5 protein-coding genes are annotated in these 17,303 nt (G+C 56.4%); 4 read left to right on the top strand and 1 reads right to left on the bottom strand.

What is annotated here, in order from left to right; translation table 11 throughout:
• The first annotated feature begins 155 nt into the window (after positions 1–155).
• The 3 genes from G449_RS17130 to G449_RS0112635 all read left to right on the top strand — a co-directional run bounded on the left by G449_RS17130 (position 156) and on the right by G449_RS0112635 (position 3,612).
• Positions 156–2,111, top strand: a complete 1,956-nt coding sequence (locus tag G449_RS17130) for a sigma 54-interacting transcriptional regulator (RefSeq protein ID WP_022659684.1) — start codon at positions 156–158, stop codon at positions 2,109–2,111.
• A gap of 146 nt (positions 2,112–2,257) precedes the next feature.
• Positions 2,258–2,440, top strand: coding sequence for a hypothetical protein (locus G449_RS0112640; protein ID WP_022659683.1), 183 nt, complete (start codon positions 2,258–2,260; stop codon positions 2,438–2,440).
• A gap of 248 nt (positions 2,441–2,688) precedes the next feature.
• Positions 2,689–3,612, top strand: a complete 924-nt coding sequence (locus G449_RS0112635) for a phosphoglycerate dehydrogenase (RefSeq protein WP_027180979.1) — start codon at positions 2,689–2,691, stop codon at positions 3,610–3,612.
• A 116-nt stretch (positions 3,613–3,728) separates the two neighbouring features.
• Here the strand turns inward: G449_RS0112635 and G449_RS18310 are convergent, their stop codons facing one another.
• Positions 3,729–14,507: a VCBS domain-containing protein gene (locus G449_RS18310; protein ID WP_022659682.1), complete on the bottom strand. Its 10,779-nt coding sequence runs from the start codon at positions 14,505–14,507 to the stop codon at positions 3,729–3,731.
• Positions 14,508–15,113: 606 nt separating this feature from the next.
• On the opposite strand from G449_RS18310, the gene G449_RS0112625 reads away from it, so the two are divergent.
• A complete protein-coding gene (locus tag G449_RS0112625) occupies positions 15,114–16,976 on the top strand; it encodes a methyl-accepting chemotaxis protein (protein WP_342662228.1) in 1,863 nt (620 codons plus the stop codon).
• Positions 16,977–17,303 lie beyond the last annotated feature (327 nt).

Below are 17,303 nucleotides of genomic sequence, written 5' to 3'. Positions count from 1 at the left end.
CGCAATACAGATTTTGGCCTGTGTTTTCTCAATACCTGCTGTATTCATTCAATATTCCATGCTGTTCATGTTTACTTTGCATACAGCGAGGTTTATGTTTTTTACACCGCCCGGCACATGCGCCATGTGCGAATCCATCAGATGACGAGGCTCCCATGCTGCCAGCCAGTTTCAAACCGCGTATTCTTTGCGTTTCCATTTATGATGAAATGGCCCAGCTTGTGCGTCACTCCGCAGGCCAGTTCGGCGTTGAGGTTGATGTGTTTGATGGCGGCATTTACAACAGCGGGCACCTCCACGCGCTTGAGGTGGAAAACCGTTACGATGTCATCATCAGCCAGGCGGGAACGGCCATCGCCATCCAGCAGATGGTCAAAACACCAGTAGTGCCCATCCAGATTACAGCCAACGACATCGTCACCCCCCTGCGCGAAGCGTCAGAGCGTCATCAGAACCTGCTCTGCATCACTTACGACAGCAATCTGAGCGTTGATATTGAATCGCTGGCAGCCTTTGCTCGACTTAAAAATTTCCGTCAGGTCATCTACCGCAACGAGCAGGACTTCAACAGTATTATTGCCCGCCTTCCCACGCTGAAAGATGTTGCCATTGTCGGATTTGGCGGATGCGTCATTGAAAAGGCGGCACAGTACGGCCTGCCCTACTATCTCATACGCTCCAGCAAGGACAGCGTGCATCAGGCGGTGCTTTCCGCCCGCAATATTGTTGACCAGCACATCAAGGAGCGTACCCGCTCCCGCCGCCTGAACAATATTATCAACTATTCCCTCAGCGGCATTGTTTCCGTCAATCGAGACAAAACCATTGCCATCTGCAACCGCCCGGCAAAGCAGATGCTTGACCTGCACGGCAAAAAGCTGGTGGGCATGAACATTGATGCCCCGTCAACGCCGCCGGAACTCAAACAGATGCTCGGCAACGGCGAATACACCGTGGACAAGGTATTGCCCCTCAAGGGCAAGACCCTGGTGGTCAACCGGGTACCTATCCGCGTGCGTGAGCATGACCAGGGCACCATCATTGTTTTTCAGGAACTTTCCAAAATCCAGAAAATTGAAGCTGAGGCCCGCGTGCAGCTTGCCAGCAAGGGCTTGGTGGCAAAATACAATTTTCCAGACATCATAGGATCAAAAAACACCCTTGGCCCGGTTGTGGCCGAAGCCAAGCGCTACGCCCGCAGCAGCGCCTCCATCCTCATTGAAGGAGAAACTGGCTCCGGCAAGGAGCTTTTTGCCCAAAGCATCCACAATTTCAGCGAACGCAAAAAAGGCCCCTTTGTGGCCCTGAACTGCGCGGCCCTGCCCGAGCACCTGCTGGAAAGCGAACTTTTTGGCTATGAGGAAGGGGCTTTTACCGGCGCGCGCAAGGGCGGCAAGCCGGGCATGTTTGAGCTGGCTCACCGGGGAACGCTGTTTCTGGATGAAATCAGCGAAATGAGCCTCGCAACACAGGTGCGTCTGCTGCGCACCTTGCAGGAAAAAGAAATCTTCCGCATTGGCGGCGACCGCGTGATCAACATTGACGTACGCATCATAGCGGCTTCAAACCGCGACCTCTACGCCATGGCGCAGGAAGGCTCCTTCCGGCGCGATCTGTTTTTCAGGCTCAACATCTTGCCGCTGCAAATACCGCCGCTGCGCAAGCGCAAAGAAGACATTCCCACGCTCATTGCCCATTTTATCAAAAAAAGCCATCAACACGTGGCCGGACGCAGCCGCCTCAAGTTTGACGATGCAACGCTTTCCGCGCTGTCAGCGCACGGCTGGCCGGGCAATGTGCGCGAACTGGAGCATATTCTGGAGCGCGTGTTTACCCTCTATGACGAGCAACAGGACTTTGACGCGCTGATTACAGACATCATGCGGCGGCATTGCCTGCGGCAGGGCATGGCTGGCCCATGCCATCCGCTGGATGATGTTTTGCAGGTGCCGCGCGGCACCATGGCAGAGATGGAGCGCTTCATTCTGGAGGCCTCGCTTGAAGAGCACGGCGGCAACAAAAAGGCCCTGGCTGACGCCCTTGGCATCAGCCGCGTGACCGTGTGGAAAAAACTCAAGGAACTTGAAGGCGAAGAGCAGGGGCAGGACTGACCCCAGGTTGTGCGAATCTGACCTGAAACCAATCGCGCCCCCCTAATCGCGGCTGGTTTTGCCTTTGTATTTTTGCCCTACAGTTTTTTGCGCTTTGGCCGATCAGATGGATGCACAGGTTCGCACAAGCGGCCAAGGAGCAAGCCATGGATGATGTGAAGATGGGCATGAGCGTAAGCCTGGCCAGAAGCGCCTTGAACATTCAGGCCAACATGTCTGCAGCGCTTATCAGCGGCACTATTGATAAGGGCGCGGAAATGGAGCAGAACATGCGCAGCCAAGGGCTTGCCGCCGAGGGCATTGGCGGAAAGCTGGACGTGCAGGCATAATACGCTTTGCCGTACGAAGAGGAACAGCCGCCGGGTTTTGCCCGGCGGCTGTTGCGCGTCAAGAGGACAAGCCAGGAATCAGGATCAGCCTGCGGCCCGGCTGCAAGCGGCCATTTTGCGCATTCCGCTGCCACCGTTCCGGCGGTTTTTCGCTTATCCGCACTCGTTGACAAATACCCGCAGAGTAGTAAGGCTGTATGCGCCGGTTCCCGGCCCAGATTCTGCCCATATCCGCACAAGGAGTTTTTGTGAAAATTCTTGTAACACCCCGTTCTTTCGGCAAAACCAATCCCGAGCTGTTTGACCGTCTGGCCCAGGCCGGGCTGGAAGTGATACGCAACGACACGGGCGGCATTCTCTCCGCCGAGCAGATGAAGGAAAAGCTGGCCGACTGCGCTGGCGTTATTCTTGGCGTTGACCCAATGGACGCCCCTGTGCTGGCTGCTGCCCCCGCCCTCAAGGCCATTGCCAAATACGGCGTTGGGCTGGACAACATCGACCTTGCGGCCTGCAAGGAGCGCGGCATCGCGGTTTCGCGCACCGTGGGGGCCAACAGCAATGCCGTGGCCGACTACGCCCTGACCCTCATGCTCATGGTGGCGCGCAAGGCCGGGCTTATTGATCGCCGCTGCCGCCAGAAAGACTGGGGCAAGATCACCAGCATTGACCTGTACGGCAAAACCATCGGCATCATCGGCCTTGGGGCCATTGGCCGCTGCGTGGTCAAACGCGCACAGGGCTTTGGCATGAAGATTCTTGCCCACGATGTTGTGTGGGACGATGCCTGGGCCGCCAAGGAAGGCGTGGAACGCGCGGACGTTGACCGCATTTGCCGCGAGGCCGACTTCATCACCCTGCATACCGTGCTGACGGATGAAACCCGCAACCTCATCAATGCCCAGCGCCTTGCGAGCATGAAAAAAACCGCCGTGCTGATCAATACCGCGCGCGGCGGGCTTATTGACGAAGCCGCCCTGCTGGAAGCCCTGAAAGAAGGCAGCATCTACGGTGCGGGGCTTGACGTATTTGAGCAGGAGCCCCCGGCTGACCCGGCGTGGTATGAGCTGGACAACCTTGTGATGGGTTCGCACTGCTCGTCCTCCACCGCAGGAGCCACGGAAACCATGGGCAACATGGCTGTGGCCAACCTGTTGCGCGATCTGGGGCTGTAAGCAGCTTCACGGCCTGAATAGTACGCGCCTGTGGGCGCGAAATGCAGCCCGCCCGCATCCTTACAGGAGAATGCGGGCGGGCTTTTTCTGTCCAGTTGTGCAGCTGACTGACTGGCTTAGCCGTTGTTCAGCGTTGTCTTCAGCACTGCCACTGTTACTTCTTCAGAAGAACTGTCGGTATGCGTGATTGTGCAGGTCATGACGTTGTAGTCGCCATGCGTTCCAGAGTCAGCCCATGTGGCGTTGCTCGTATTGGCGGTAGTCACCTTGCCATCGCTGCCCACAGTCATGCCAATGTCGCTCAGCTTCCCCACGTCCGTCAGGCTTTCAACGGTTCCGTTTTCCTTGCCGCTGATGAGGATCTCGCTATTGGTGATATTGCTGTTCAGCTTGCCATCGCTGTCAAACAGCGCATCCACGCTGCCGCCCTTGACCAGCAGCACGTCCGTGCCGCTGCCGCCGTCAATGGTGTCGCCCTGATGGAACACCAGCACATCGTTGCCTGCGCCGCCATACAAATGGTTGCCGCCGCCATCGGTGGCGAAGGTATTGGCTCCGCCATCAAGGAAATCGTTGCCTGTCCCGCCGTAGAGATGGTCGTTCCCATCACCGCCGTAGAGGTGGTCGCCATCATTGCCGGCATAGAGGGTATCGTTGCCGTCTCCACCGTATAATTCATTGTGCCCAGCGCCACCGTAGAGGATGTCGTCCCCGGCGCCCCCGTAAAGGATATCGTCATGGCTGCCGCCAATCAGTATGTCGCTGCCAGCGCCGCCTGCGGCCTCATAGTTATGCGTCGCGGTGTTCTCCTGGGCGAAGAGCAACTGCCCGCCTTGGCCGTCCCAGTTGTCAGTATTGATATCCACAGCGATAGTGCCGCTTGCCTGCCCGTTGGTGGTACGGCCGTCAGACACTGTATAGCCAAAAGTGTCCTTCAAGTCCGAGCCTGCGTCATGCAGGGCAGCAAGTTTGCTTATGGAATCGTAGCTGGAATCAAGCTCATAACTGCCATAGGAGAACACATCCGGATGCGTTGCGTCAGCGGTAAAGGTCAGTGTGCCGAACGCGCCATGCACCTCTGTGGCGCCCTGCGGAACAGCATTCAGCTCGTGCCCGTTCACGGAAAACGCAAGGTGATCTCCCAGATCAACGTCTGTGGCTGAAAACGCATGACTTGCGGCATCAAGGTGCGCCACCGGCGCATCGTTGGTGCCGGTGATGTTGACAACAACGTCATGGTTTACCGTGCCGCCGTGCCCGTCATTCACTGTAACGGTGAAGGTTTCCGTGGCTTTCGCACCCTGGGCCAGTTCGTGGTTGGTCAGGGTGTATTTGTAGTTGCCGGAGGCATCCAGGGTCAGCTGTCCGTAGTGCCCTTCCACAACAGCATTTGTTGCACCGGAAGCCGTGGCGCTGCTAGAGCCGTAGGCAATGCTGTATGTCAGCAGTCCGGCATCGTTGGTGTCCACGTCCGCAGCACCCAGGTTCCCGGTGAGAGGGATCGCCCCCTCCACAATGGAAAGGCTGGGCGCGGTGAAGGTTGGATCGTTGTTCACGCCCTTGAGGGTGATTGCCAGCGTCTGGCTGGCCTCAACGCCGTATTTGTCCACAGCCACAACGGTAAACGAGCCGCCTGCGGTTGCAACATCCTTGCCCTGGGCCTCGAGGTTCTTAGCGTAATCAGCATCAAGCTCGTAGGTATAGCTGCTGCCCACAAGCTTGAGAGTGCCGTGCCCATCATGCAGTTCCGTCACATACTTGCCGCCAGACATGATGTAGTAGGTCAGCGTGTCACCATCCACATCGGCGACGGCAATGGTGCCCGAAAGCATCTGAACGCCAGCGCCATTATCTGTGAGCGTTGCTGCACCTGCATCAAAGGCCTCCATTCTGGGGGCGTCATTGGTGCCCGTGACGGTGACGGCAACCTTTGCTGTATCTGTTGCTCCAGCTGCATCGCTCACGCCGATTTTGGCGTCGATGGTCAGGGTTTCACCCTGGGCAAGGTGCGCAATACCGCCCTTGTCGCCCTGAAAATTGTAGGTGCCGTCCTTGTTCAGTTCCAGCAGGCCCATATACACCGTGCCAGAAGAGGTGCTTGTCGTATGCCAGCCAGAGGCATCCCTGTAGGCATACACAGCCTCAGTGACGAAAGTGCTGCCCGATGCGATGGCATGCCCGTTGAGGTTGAGCGTCAGGCTGTCGCCCGCATCAACATCGTACGTCACTGCCGTCCCGCCGACTGTCAGGTTTGCCTGACCATCAGCCAGGAAGAGGGCCGTGCCCGAGCCAGCCACGCTGGAACCATCGGCATGCAGGGTAATGACAGGGGCATCGTTGACCCCATTCACCGTGATTGTGAGGGGCGCATCGGTGTAGCCGCCATGTCCATCGCTCGCGCGGACCGTGAAGGTCACTTCATGCGATTTCCCGTCGCCAAGCTGCTGCACAGCCTCGCTGCTGGTATTGAGATGGAATTCGTACGTGCCATCCTTGCCCATGATCAGGGTGCCATAATCCTTGTCCGTGACCATGCCCGTGGATTTGCCATCGCTGCCGACAATGGCGAAGGAGAGCGCATCCTTGGGCGCGCCAGTCGCGGTTACGTCCGGATCTGTAGCGGCAATGGAGCCCTTGGCCACCATGTCCGCCGGGGAATCTTCCGTTACCGCGACATCAGAACCAGCCACCAGCACAGGGGCACTGGGGTTGTCGTTGGCGTAATTAAGATCAGCGGACAGTTTGACATCCACCTTGTCGCCAGCAGTGTTGCCATTGGAAAGAGTCAGCGTTGCGCTGTCTTCCATATGCCCGCTGAAGTTCGTGCCGCCAGCGGGAGCCGCATAGGTGTATGAGAAATTGCCGTTGCTGCCCTTGGTGACAGTAAATATGCCGCCGAGCTTGCCTGCAACCGTGTATGAGGTCGGTTCAAGCTTGTCGGTTTCACCCCTGTCAACATCGGCCAGGGTGAAGGAGCCAGAGGGGTCTGTTTGCGCCCATGTGCCGTCCGCGTGCTGTTCCAGGCCCACGGTGTCGCTTTGCGAAACCACGTATGGCTTGTCGTTGCTGCCATTGATGGTGATGGTAATTGTTTTGTAATCGCTGCCGTTGGTGACCGTAAACTTTTGAATGATCGCATCCGTTTTTGTCAGCGCCTGCACGTCCGGATGATCATTGTTCAGCGTGTAGCTGTATCTGCCATTGGGCAACAAGGTAATCGTTCCGTATTTATCTGAAATAACGGATGTCTCATGCCCAGCCCCATCAATCAGGAACATATCGGCATCATACTTGCCATTGTTGCTCGGTGTTACGCTGCCCACGGCAACAGTCTTACCCGTAGGTTGCCCGCCAATCAAACTGTCTTCCTGTACGGAATCAGTCACAGCCTTGATAGGGAGACTGCCGGACTTGGTGCCGTCTCCGCCAACACTATCGCCCATCTTGCCCACATTGATGATCAGCTCAATGGGCTTTTCGGCCACGGCGTTGTGGTCGTCACGCGCATAGATGGTGAACATTTCCGTTGTTGTATCGCCGTTGGAATGATGTTTCACATAGTCCTGGTAATTTTTGCCCGCCCTGTCCAGCACATACTGATACGTGCCATTGGGGCTGATGATCAGCGTACCGTATTCTCCCTTTATTTCCTGAACAAGATTGCCCGATCCGCCTTTTTCAACAGCAAAGAACGTAAGACTGGAGCCATGATCATTGTCGGTCACGAGGCCAGCAGTCATGGGGTCAGCGGCATTGGCGGTATTGAGTGTACCGCGCACAACAGGATCGCCAGAGTGGGAACCATTGGACCATGCAGCAACTTCATCAGAATCTACCACAATGACACGTTCAGCACCAATCACGGTAGAGAGAAAGGAACTCACGTCCTTTCCGAGATTCAGACGGGTGAGAAGGTTATCGAGCCTGCCAAAATCATCAAGAGTTTTGGCCGCGCCGTTGGCAACCTCGGTCAGCCAATTCTGCACTTCGTTCCATCCATTAAAGATGTCGATGAGCTTACCTAGTGGGCCAGAATGGCTCTTCACCGCATCCATGATGTTATCTATGCCCTGAGTGACGTATGCCCTGATGAGATCTGGGTGGTCAGTCAGATAGGTGATGGCAGTGGCGGGGTTTGCCAGCGTGGTAAAGCTGGCGTCCTCATTCCCCCCGGTAAAGGCATCCGCGTAGTCGTGCACCGTAAACGATGAGGCCGCGGCCTTCACCACCGGCACATCGTTGGTGCCGGTGATGGTAATACTGAGAGAACTGTCAATGGACTGGCCGTGCGAAGCGCTGTCGCTGTGGGCAGTCACGCCAAGGTTCACACTGACATGTTCACCTTGGGCCAGATCGTTGAATGCCTGGCTGCTGGTGTTGGGCGTGAAGGTATAGGAACCATCCCCGTTCACATGCAGTTTGCCGTAATCGCCAACCTCGTAATCATATCCGCTAGTGGCATTGCCGCTGCCGCTGACAGAGTGCGTGCCCGTGCCGTCAGTATAGGACAGGGTCTTGTAGGTGTAGGTGCTGTAGCTGTCTTTCTCCGCGCCTGCGGTGAGGTTCTTGAGGGCATGCCCACCGGCATCCAGATTGGTATCCGGATCATTAACACCAAAATGCCCGCGAATAACCCCGGCAGCGAGTATTCCACCGCTGGCATCAACAGGCTGCGCCTTGTTGGCGCCCAGCTTGTCAGCCGCTGTGTAGTGCAGAACTCCCTGGATTGAACCTGTGACGCCGTCTTCCTTGACGGTCAGGGCGTTGCCTGCCAGCTTGCCTGCGGCATCCTCACCTGTGATGGTAATGACAATGGGCTTGATTTCAGAATACGCGCCGTCGGCATCCTTGACGCGCACATAGAAGGTATCGGTAACAGAACTGCCCTTGGCAAGGGACGTCAGGTCTTCTGTACGCTCATAACGGTATTCGCCAGTGGCCTGATCAATGATCAGGCGACCGTACGTGCCTTGCTGAACTGGCGTGTCGCCAGAATAGTCCGTGGTGGACTTTACCAGCGAGAAGGTGAAACCCGAGGATACCGTCTGTGCTGCGCCTCCGGTCTGTTCGTAATCCAGCAGTTCTACCTGTCCGGTCGTGGAATGCGCATCACTTTCAGCCAGGATCACGGCAGGGGCCTGCGTTATGATCGGCCTGTCGTTGGCGCCCTCAATGCGGATGGATATGGGGACGGGGTCCTTGATCACCTCCGCCCCGGCACTGTCATGAATAACCACAGCGAAGTTGTCCTCAGTGTGTCCATGAAAATTCAGCTTCTGCACATCGGCATCGGTGTTGTCCACCGTGTAGACGTATTTGAACACGGACGTGCCGTTGGCGTCAGTATGCGAGGTATCCTTGGAGATGGTCAGCGAACCGTTCTCCAGCTTGATGACAATATTGCCGCTGGCATCTTTGGCGGCCTGCCCCACGCCAAGAGTGCCGGCAGAACCGCCCGTAAGGGCCAGCTTGCCAGTATCCGGATCAATAACGGCCGTACCGGTCTGCAAGCCTGTGCCAGCCATAAGGGCATTCAGATCGCAGTCCTTGCCGTCCACCTGAATAACATAGTGCAGCCTGGCGTTCTCCAAAGTGGAAGCAAGAGCGCTGTTGTCCGTGGTATCGGCATCGTGCGCGCCAATGTAGCCCGTGGCAGTGCGTACGCCAGCGCTACCGTCCTGCATTTTTGTGGCATTGGCCGCAGCAGCGGCACTGGTGACCGGGTTTACCCCAGACTCCACAACGGCATTGCTGGGCGTGACCCAGCCAGTATTGATGATGGTGGGATCGTCCTTGCCGTTAATTGTAACCGTGATGGTTTGCAGGCTGTACGCGCCGTATTTGTCCACCACGGCAACCTGAAAGGTTTCGGGAAGCGTTTCACCCTTATCCAGGCTGATGACGGCGGCGTTATTCTTGGCGAGGGTGTAGGTGTATTCACCCGTCTGCGGGTTGATGCTCAGCGTACCGTAATGGCCTGCCGCAGTCGAAGTCATTGCAGGGGTATTGCCAGTTTCGGTAACGCTGTTGCTCACGATGCCGAAGGTATGCGAATCGTTCACATCCGCATCCGTCACCTTGACGCTGCCTGCCAGGGCGGTGTCAGAAACAGGGCCGCCATCGGTCACTTCAAGGGAACTGTCGGTCAGGGTCAGCACGGGTTTGTCGTTGGTGCCGTAAATGACAATGGGAATGGTAATCGCTGTGGAAGACGCGTTGTGTTCGTCCACGGCCACGGCCTGGAAGTTCAGAGTGAGCGTTTCACCGGAACCAAGAGCGTTGACCACGCTGCTGCCCGTAGCCAGCGTAAAGGTATATTGCCCGGTGGTTTCATTGAGGTACAGCGTGCCGTAGAGGTTATCGGCAGTATGCGGCTGCCCGGCAGCGTAGACGCTGATAACCGTGGCGTTGCCGCCACCAGTGCCGGGATACGCGCCAGTGCTCGCAACCATGTCTGCGCTGAGGGAAGCAGGCGTATCTGACGGGAGTGCACCATCCTTAAGAACGGTGCCAGCCACGGTACCTGTTGAAAACTCGCCGGAATCTGTGCCAAGATGCTTATAAGCATTTGCGCCGGAAGTGGCGGTGATGAGCCCATACGTCAATGTGGCGCCGGTATCGGAATCCTTGCCTGTCAACGCGCCCTCAACCGAATCTTTATAGCTGTTGCCGTGGGCCGCAGGATCCTCTGTGCCGGAAGGCATCTGGGCATTGCCGCCGTCCAGCCGTCCGTCGTCCTTCAGCGTAAGGGTTTGCCCCGTCACGGAGGGCGCATCGTTGGTGCCCTGCACGTTGATGGTGATATTGTGTTCCACAGGAGTGCCGTGACTATCCGTGACAGTAATCTTGTAGTCCAGAGTTTTGGTCTGATCTTGGGCCAGGCTCTCAGTCTTGGACTGATCTACTGCATAACTGTACGAATAGGTGATCGATTCCGAGCCGTTGCTGTTGACTTTGCGCACACCAGTGACAGTGAGGGTGCCGTAGGTGTCATTGACGGTCCACGTGCCTGCGCCGCTCATGGTAGAAATTCCCCTCAAATCTACACCAGATGTGCTGCTGAGCGTGGCCTTGAGGACATCCGTGGTGTCCATGTCCGTCACTTTAAACGAACCGGCACTTACGGCATCGGAGCCGTTATTCAGCTTGCTGCCGCTGGCCGCCACGTTATTGTAGCCTGGGATGGACGAATCAGAATCGGTGTGCGCCCGGTCAGTCAGAGAAACCACGCCCGCTTCCTTGACCGTCAGGGTGCCGCTGGTTTTGTCAATCAGGGCCTGATCATTGGTGCCCGTAATTTTGAAGGTCAGGGGTTTTGTGTCTGTGGAGCCGTGCAGATCCTTCACCGTAATCTGGAAAGTCTCGGTATGGGTTTGTCCCTCGCGCAGATTCTGCACTGCATTGGAATTGTTGGTCACATCATACTTATACGTGCCATCCGGATTGACGGTAAGAACTCCGTACTTGGTCGTATAGGTAGCCACGCCAGTGCCTGGATCCACACCGGCAGTACCCTTGGTTCCGCTAGTGATGGTATAGCTGTGATTGGCCGCGCTGCCTGTGTGCTCTTTGAACGCGCCGTCAGCATCGGCATCCGTCACAGTAAAGGTGCCGCTGGCCTGATAGCTGCCGCCGTCTTCCTTAAATAAACTGGCGCTTGGCGCTGCCAGGGAAAGCTTGGGCTGATCGTTGGTGCCTGTGATGGTCACGGTAATGGGCTGGGTTACTGACCCGCCGTGTCCGTCAGCCACTTTGACCACAAAGGTTTCCGTGACTTTCTGGTTTTCGTTGAGCGCATCGGCCTTGGTGTTGTCGAGCGTGTAGGTATAAGCGCCAGTCTTGGGGTCAATAACAAGGGTACCGTAGGTGGTGGTGACGGTTGTTGCACTGATGTCCACATTGGTGTCGTTTCCAGCGGCCACGCTGAAGGTCAGCGCGGGTTTGCCGCCAGAATTGTCGTTATCGTCCACATCCGTGGCGGTAACGTAGCCTTGAGCCGCAACCGTGCCGTTGAAAAGATCATTGGAGTGGGCGGGGTCATGGCTGCCCTGCACGCCCTTTTCAATCACGTCAACAGCGATAACGGAGCTGCCAATGACGGGATTGTCATTGGTGCCGTTGATAACCACTGTTATTGCCTGGGAGTGGTTGGCTCCATGTCCATCCGTAGTGGTAACGGTGAAGCTTTCCGTGTGCGACTGTCCGTCTCCAAGTTTCTGCACGGCGGGCTTACTGTTATCCAGCTCGTAGGTATAGGTGCCGTCAGACTTCAGGGTCAAAGTTCCGTAGTCCGTTGCGACGGAAACGGGGCTGCCCGCATGGCTGTTTATATTCATTGAGCCGCTGGCAGTCTGTCCCATGCCTGCAATGGAGAGGGTCTGGCTGGCACCATCGTTATCAGGATCGACCACGGCCCAGGTGCCTGCGGATGTGGTTGTGGCAGCGTCTTCCTTTAACGTGCCGGTGTCGCCGGGGGTTATGGTCAACTGGGGCTGGTCGTTGGTGCCCGTGATGGTCAGGCTGACGGCCTGATCAACATGCGCGCCCTTGCTGTCCGTGACAGTAACCGTAAACGTATAATTGCGCGTTTCGCCCTCATGGAGGGCCTGCGTTTTGCTGGCGGAGTTATTCAGCTCGTAGGAATACGTGTAGGTTGTGCTGCTGCCGGAATCATTGGCAACGGCAGCGCCAGCCGTGAGCGTAAACGTGCCTTCAGGAGTGGTGACGGTATAGGTGCCGTCATGGTTGTCCTTAAAAGCCGCGCCCGGCAATTCCTTCACCGCAATACTGACGGCCTGAGTGTCGTTATTATCCACATCGGTCACAGTAAAGCTGTGTCCAGAATCAGCATCCTTGGGCGTACCTGCAAAGGCCTCGTTGGGATCGCCGTGCACATTCTTGACGCCGAGTTCCACCACAGACATTGCGGCGAGAGTCGGTGCGGTAGTGATAACAGGCGTGTCGTTAGCGCCCTTGACGGTAACGCTGACGCTTTCCTGCACATAGGCGCCAAAGCTGTCTCGCGCCACCAGACCAATGGAAACATCCCTCGAATCGCCATCGTGCATGCCCTGCACGGCGGGCGAATCATTGTACAGAGTAAATTTATAGGACGCGCCCTTGGTGGGGTCTGCATCTTCTGTCAGAGAGAATTCGCCCACATAGTTTTTGGCTGTGGCGGCGGTGGATGCATCCGTGGTGGTCGTTAAGGTGTGCCCGTCACTGGCAAGCACTACATACACCTTGCCGTGCATGGTGTCGCTGCCGGGCTGGATCAGACCGTAGTGCAGCGAGTCGCCATTATCCACATCATGCCCAATGATCGTGCCGGTCACAGTGCTTTGGGCGGTGCTGTCGCTGGCTTCAGTCAGGGTGGCGCTCAGGGCGGTGCTGCCGCTTTGGCCGTCCCAGGCGTTTTGCGTAATGGTGGGCGCATCGTTGGTGCCCAGAATGTTGATAACAATGGCGTTGCCCGCCACGGCACCGTCCCGCAGGGTTGAGCTGTTGCCGTCTTCAGCGCCGTGCTCGTCACGCACATAGGGCTCAAACTTCAGGCTGACCTGCTGGCCCTCGGCCAGTTTGTTGGTGGCCCCCTCGCCATCGGCGTTTTTCAGCGTAAACACATACGTGGCCGTGGTGTCGCTGGTTTTTCCCAGCACCAGATCGCCATAATTGGTGCTGATGACAATCTGCCCACCCTGCTCGGCTATGCCCGTTACCACCACATCAGAAGTAGTATGGTCGAGATTATTCACAGCACCGATCACAAACGTGCCCTTGAGGGTGCCGTCAGCGTTGACGCTGGTCATGTCCAGCAGATTGCCGTTCACGTCCTTGAGGCCAAAATACAATTGCGCGCCGTGGTCGGAATCATGAGCCGTAATGGCGCCGCTCAGGGTAGCCTGCACACCGGGTGCGCCCTTCAGCTCATCCGCATGCAGTTTGTCCCCCACAGGCTGGTCGGCGTAGACGCCGCCTTCCTTGAGCGTCAAGGTAGAGCCAACCCCCGTAATATCCGGCGCATCGTTGCTGCCAGTGATCACCACGTTGATGGGCTGGGTCACGGTATGGCCCTGCCCGTCATTGATGGAGAAAACAATGTTGTCGGCCTGCTTCTCGCCTTGGGCAAGGCTGTCCGTGGGGCTGTCGGGATCCTGTTTGAGGGTGTAGGTATATTCAAAGGTGACATTGCTGCCGCCGCCCTTGGGCGTGATAACAAGCGTACCATAGTCGCTTTCAACAGTCGTGGGGCCAGCGGTGCTGACCGCTACAACCTTGCCGCCCATGTTCACGGTGGTGGTCAGGCTGTCGCCATCCGGGTCGGCCACAGAAAATGAGCCGCTCTGGCTGACCACAGGCGCGGCGCTGGCGCTTTTGCCGTCCCATGCGGATTCCGTGAGGCCAATGGCAATGGCTGCACCGCCCGTGGACAACGAGGGTGCAGCATTGGTGAGAAAGGGCGAAGCGTAGGGATTGATGTTTGGCTGGGTATCGCCGCCAAAGCCAAGACGGTAATCAAGCCCGTCAAGGTGGTTTACGCCGTCTTCAAGCCCCGCGTTGGCAAAATCGCTGTATCTGCCGCTGCGGGTGGGCGATGCCGAAGGGCCAGCGGCAGGGGCAAGGTCAGGCCCGAAGGCGTTGAAAAAGTCCGCACCCGCGATGAGCTGACCGTCAACCTCAAATGAGGGGATGTCGTCCTTGTTGTACTGGGTGTAAAAATTCTGCAATTCAATGGCTGCGCCATCGTCAAAACGGAAAAAGAGGCTGTCGGAGCCTTGCGGGCGTTCAATGCTGACCTGGTCAGCAGAAAAATCAAGAACCATGCGGGCATCGGGCGCGCTGGGAATAACGGCAGTCTGACCGGCGGAGGGGCGAACAAGCTTGATGTCTGCCATGGAAAAACCTTCTTTTTACTGGGCATTACAACAATGCCCGGTTTAACGCGCAAAACGGCATAAGCCGCAAAAACGGAACTCACGCGTTTGCGGAAAACAGGCGCTAAGTGCGCCGCAATGACGGGGAGTAAAGAAGGGGAAACCTTCGCGAATAAAAAGGAAAAGCTTCCAGCAGCCAATGCTGCCGACAGCCCTTTTTATCGACACACCGGAACCTGAAGCAGGCTCGGCGTATTAATCATGTCTATGAGAGGCTCAGGGTCGGCCTCCGCCACTGGCCCGCGCAAATACGGCTGCTGCCGCCACGCGTGGTACCCAGCTCTGGCAAAAACACTTTGCCGTGGTTTGCAAGGATATGTCAAGCAGCCCGAGCATTCCCCCGCAGGGCAAAACTTTCTCCATACTCTGGCGAGCGCCTCAATTCCAGATTTTTTCAACGATATCCGCATCCTCACGGATCAGCCGCCTGCACTGTTCAAACAACTTATTTCACGCAACATCTCTATAATATTGATTACTATCATATATAAAATATTTGCATACAATATATAATATCATTTACAACTGGAAAATTTTTTGTACTATACCCTATGATAAACCAGAAATATGCCGAATGAGATTGCATTAACAAGCGTTCCCCCAGACGCTTTCGCACCATTAACTGGCAATATCCATCGTGCGGAGGGGAAAATGATTAAGCTTTCTACAATGCAAAAATTGTTTGGACTTTCATTGCTCCTTTCACTCTTTACAGTTGCCATCGGAACATATTCCGTTGGCAGCCTCAGCAATCTTTCTGATGGCATAGATAATCTTTATAACGTTCATGTTAAAGGGCTTAATACCGCTCGGGATATTAATGTAACCGTGCTAAGGCTAATCAGAGAAGAAAAGAATCTCATTCTCACCAATGACTCTGCTGAAATTCAGCGCTGCCTTCAGCTGCTTGCCGATGAAAGGAAAAAGCTGGAGGCCCTGATACAAACTTTGCCCAAGTATTTTACATCGGGTGAAGGCAAGGCGCTCTGCGACAAAATGATCCAGTCTATTAAAGTATGGCTTGCCCAGCACGAAAAGGTTATTGAACTCGGCAAAACAAGCGATGCCGACATGAATGAGCAGGCGCAAAAACTTTCCAACAGCCAGGCGCGGCAAGCCATGAGAGACGTGGCACAGGCCATTCAGGCGGTTGTTGATCTTAAACTGCACCGAGCAGATGAACTGAACCACGAAAGCACGCGCATGTATGAAACCTCACGCCTCATCACCATTGTGGGTATTATTGCCTCTGTGCTGGTGGGCCTTGGGCTGGGCTTTTTCATGGCCCGCAACATGCTGCGCCAGTTGGGCGATGAACCCGCCTCACTTTCAAAGCTGGCTCTGGCAATCGCTGGCGGTGATCTGGACGCGCGCTTTGACCCGGCCCGCCCCGAACAGGGCGTGTTTGGCGCCATGAAGAACATGGTGACCACGCTGAAAACCAAGATCGCCGAAGCCGAACAAAAAGGCCTGGAGGCAGCGGAAGAGTCGAAAAAAGCCCAGCAGGCAACCCTTGAGGCAGAGGCTGCCCGCAAGCAGGCCGAACGGGCCAAGGCCGAGGGCATGTTGCAGGCCGCCCGCCAGCTTGAAAGCGTTGTGGGTATTGTCAACAAGGCCTCCGAGCAGCTTTCCGCCCAGATCGAACAGTCCAGCCGTGGCGCTGACGAACAGTCCAGCCGTGTGCGTGAAACCGCCACAGCCATGGAAGAAATGAACGCCACCGTGCTTGAAGTGGCCCGCAACGCCCAGCAGGCCGCGGACGCCTCCTCCCAGACCAAGCAAAAAGCCCTTGAAGGCTCCAATATCGTCAGCGATGCGGTCAAGGGCATTGAAACTGTCCGTAATCAGTCGCTGGCCATCAAGGAAGACATGAATGCTCTTGGCAAGCAGGCTGAAGGCATTGGTCAGGTCATGAACGTGATCGCCGACATTGCAGACCAGACCAATCTGCTGGCCCTCAATGCGGCCATTGAGGCGGCACGGGCGGGCGATGCCGGACGCGGGTTTGCCGTGGTTGCTGACGAAGTGCGCAAACTGGCGGAAAAAACCATGTCCGCCACGCAGGAGGTCGGGCAGGCTATCCGCGATATTCAGGAAGGCACCCGCAAGAACATTGAAAACGTGGACAAGTCGGCGACGTCTATTGAAAGCGCCACCACTCTTTCTGTAAAATCAGGCGACTCCCTGCAACAGATTCTCACCCTTGTGGAACACGTGAACGATCAGGTGCAGTCCATCGCCACTGCCAGCGAAGAACAGTCCGCCGCCAGTGAGGAAATCAACCAGTCTGTGGAACAGGTGGCTACTATTTCTGCTGAAACCGCCCAGGCCATGGAACAGGCCTCGCGCGCAGTTTCCGAATTACTGGAGCAATCGCAGGTGCTGCAAGGCCTTATCTCTGAAATGAAGGCTCAGGGGGAAGCCGCATAGGCACCACACTGCTTTACACCGTGCAGAATCACCTGTTGCAACCGCCTGCCTCCGGCTTTGACAGACACCTTTCGGGCAAACCCCCTTTTGCGGGGTTTGCCCCGCCACTGGCGGCAAGACTGCGGGTTGAGACGAAAAAACTCGCTCGCCATATGCCCTCGCGCAGCAGGGGCGTAGCTGGCTCCTGCTTCCCCTTGCGTTGACATGACCAACAACACAAACGCCAATTCTCCCCCGCGTTTTTTGCTATGGTGGCCGCCTTCATCCGATGCCGCAATGGTACGACACAAAAACGTATCATAGGCCACAATAGTACAATTCCCAATT

It is taken from the genome of Desulfovibrio desulfuricans DSM 642 (assembly GCF_000420465.1).
GTDB lineage: Bacteria > Desulfobacterota > Desulfovibrionia > Desulfovibrionales > Desulfovibrionaceae > Desulfovibrio > Desulfovibrio desulfuricans.
This window is presented reverse-complemented; position numbering and strand designations above follow the sequence as displayed.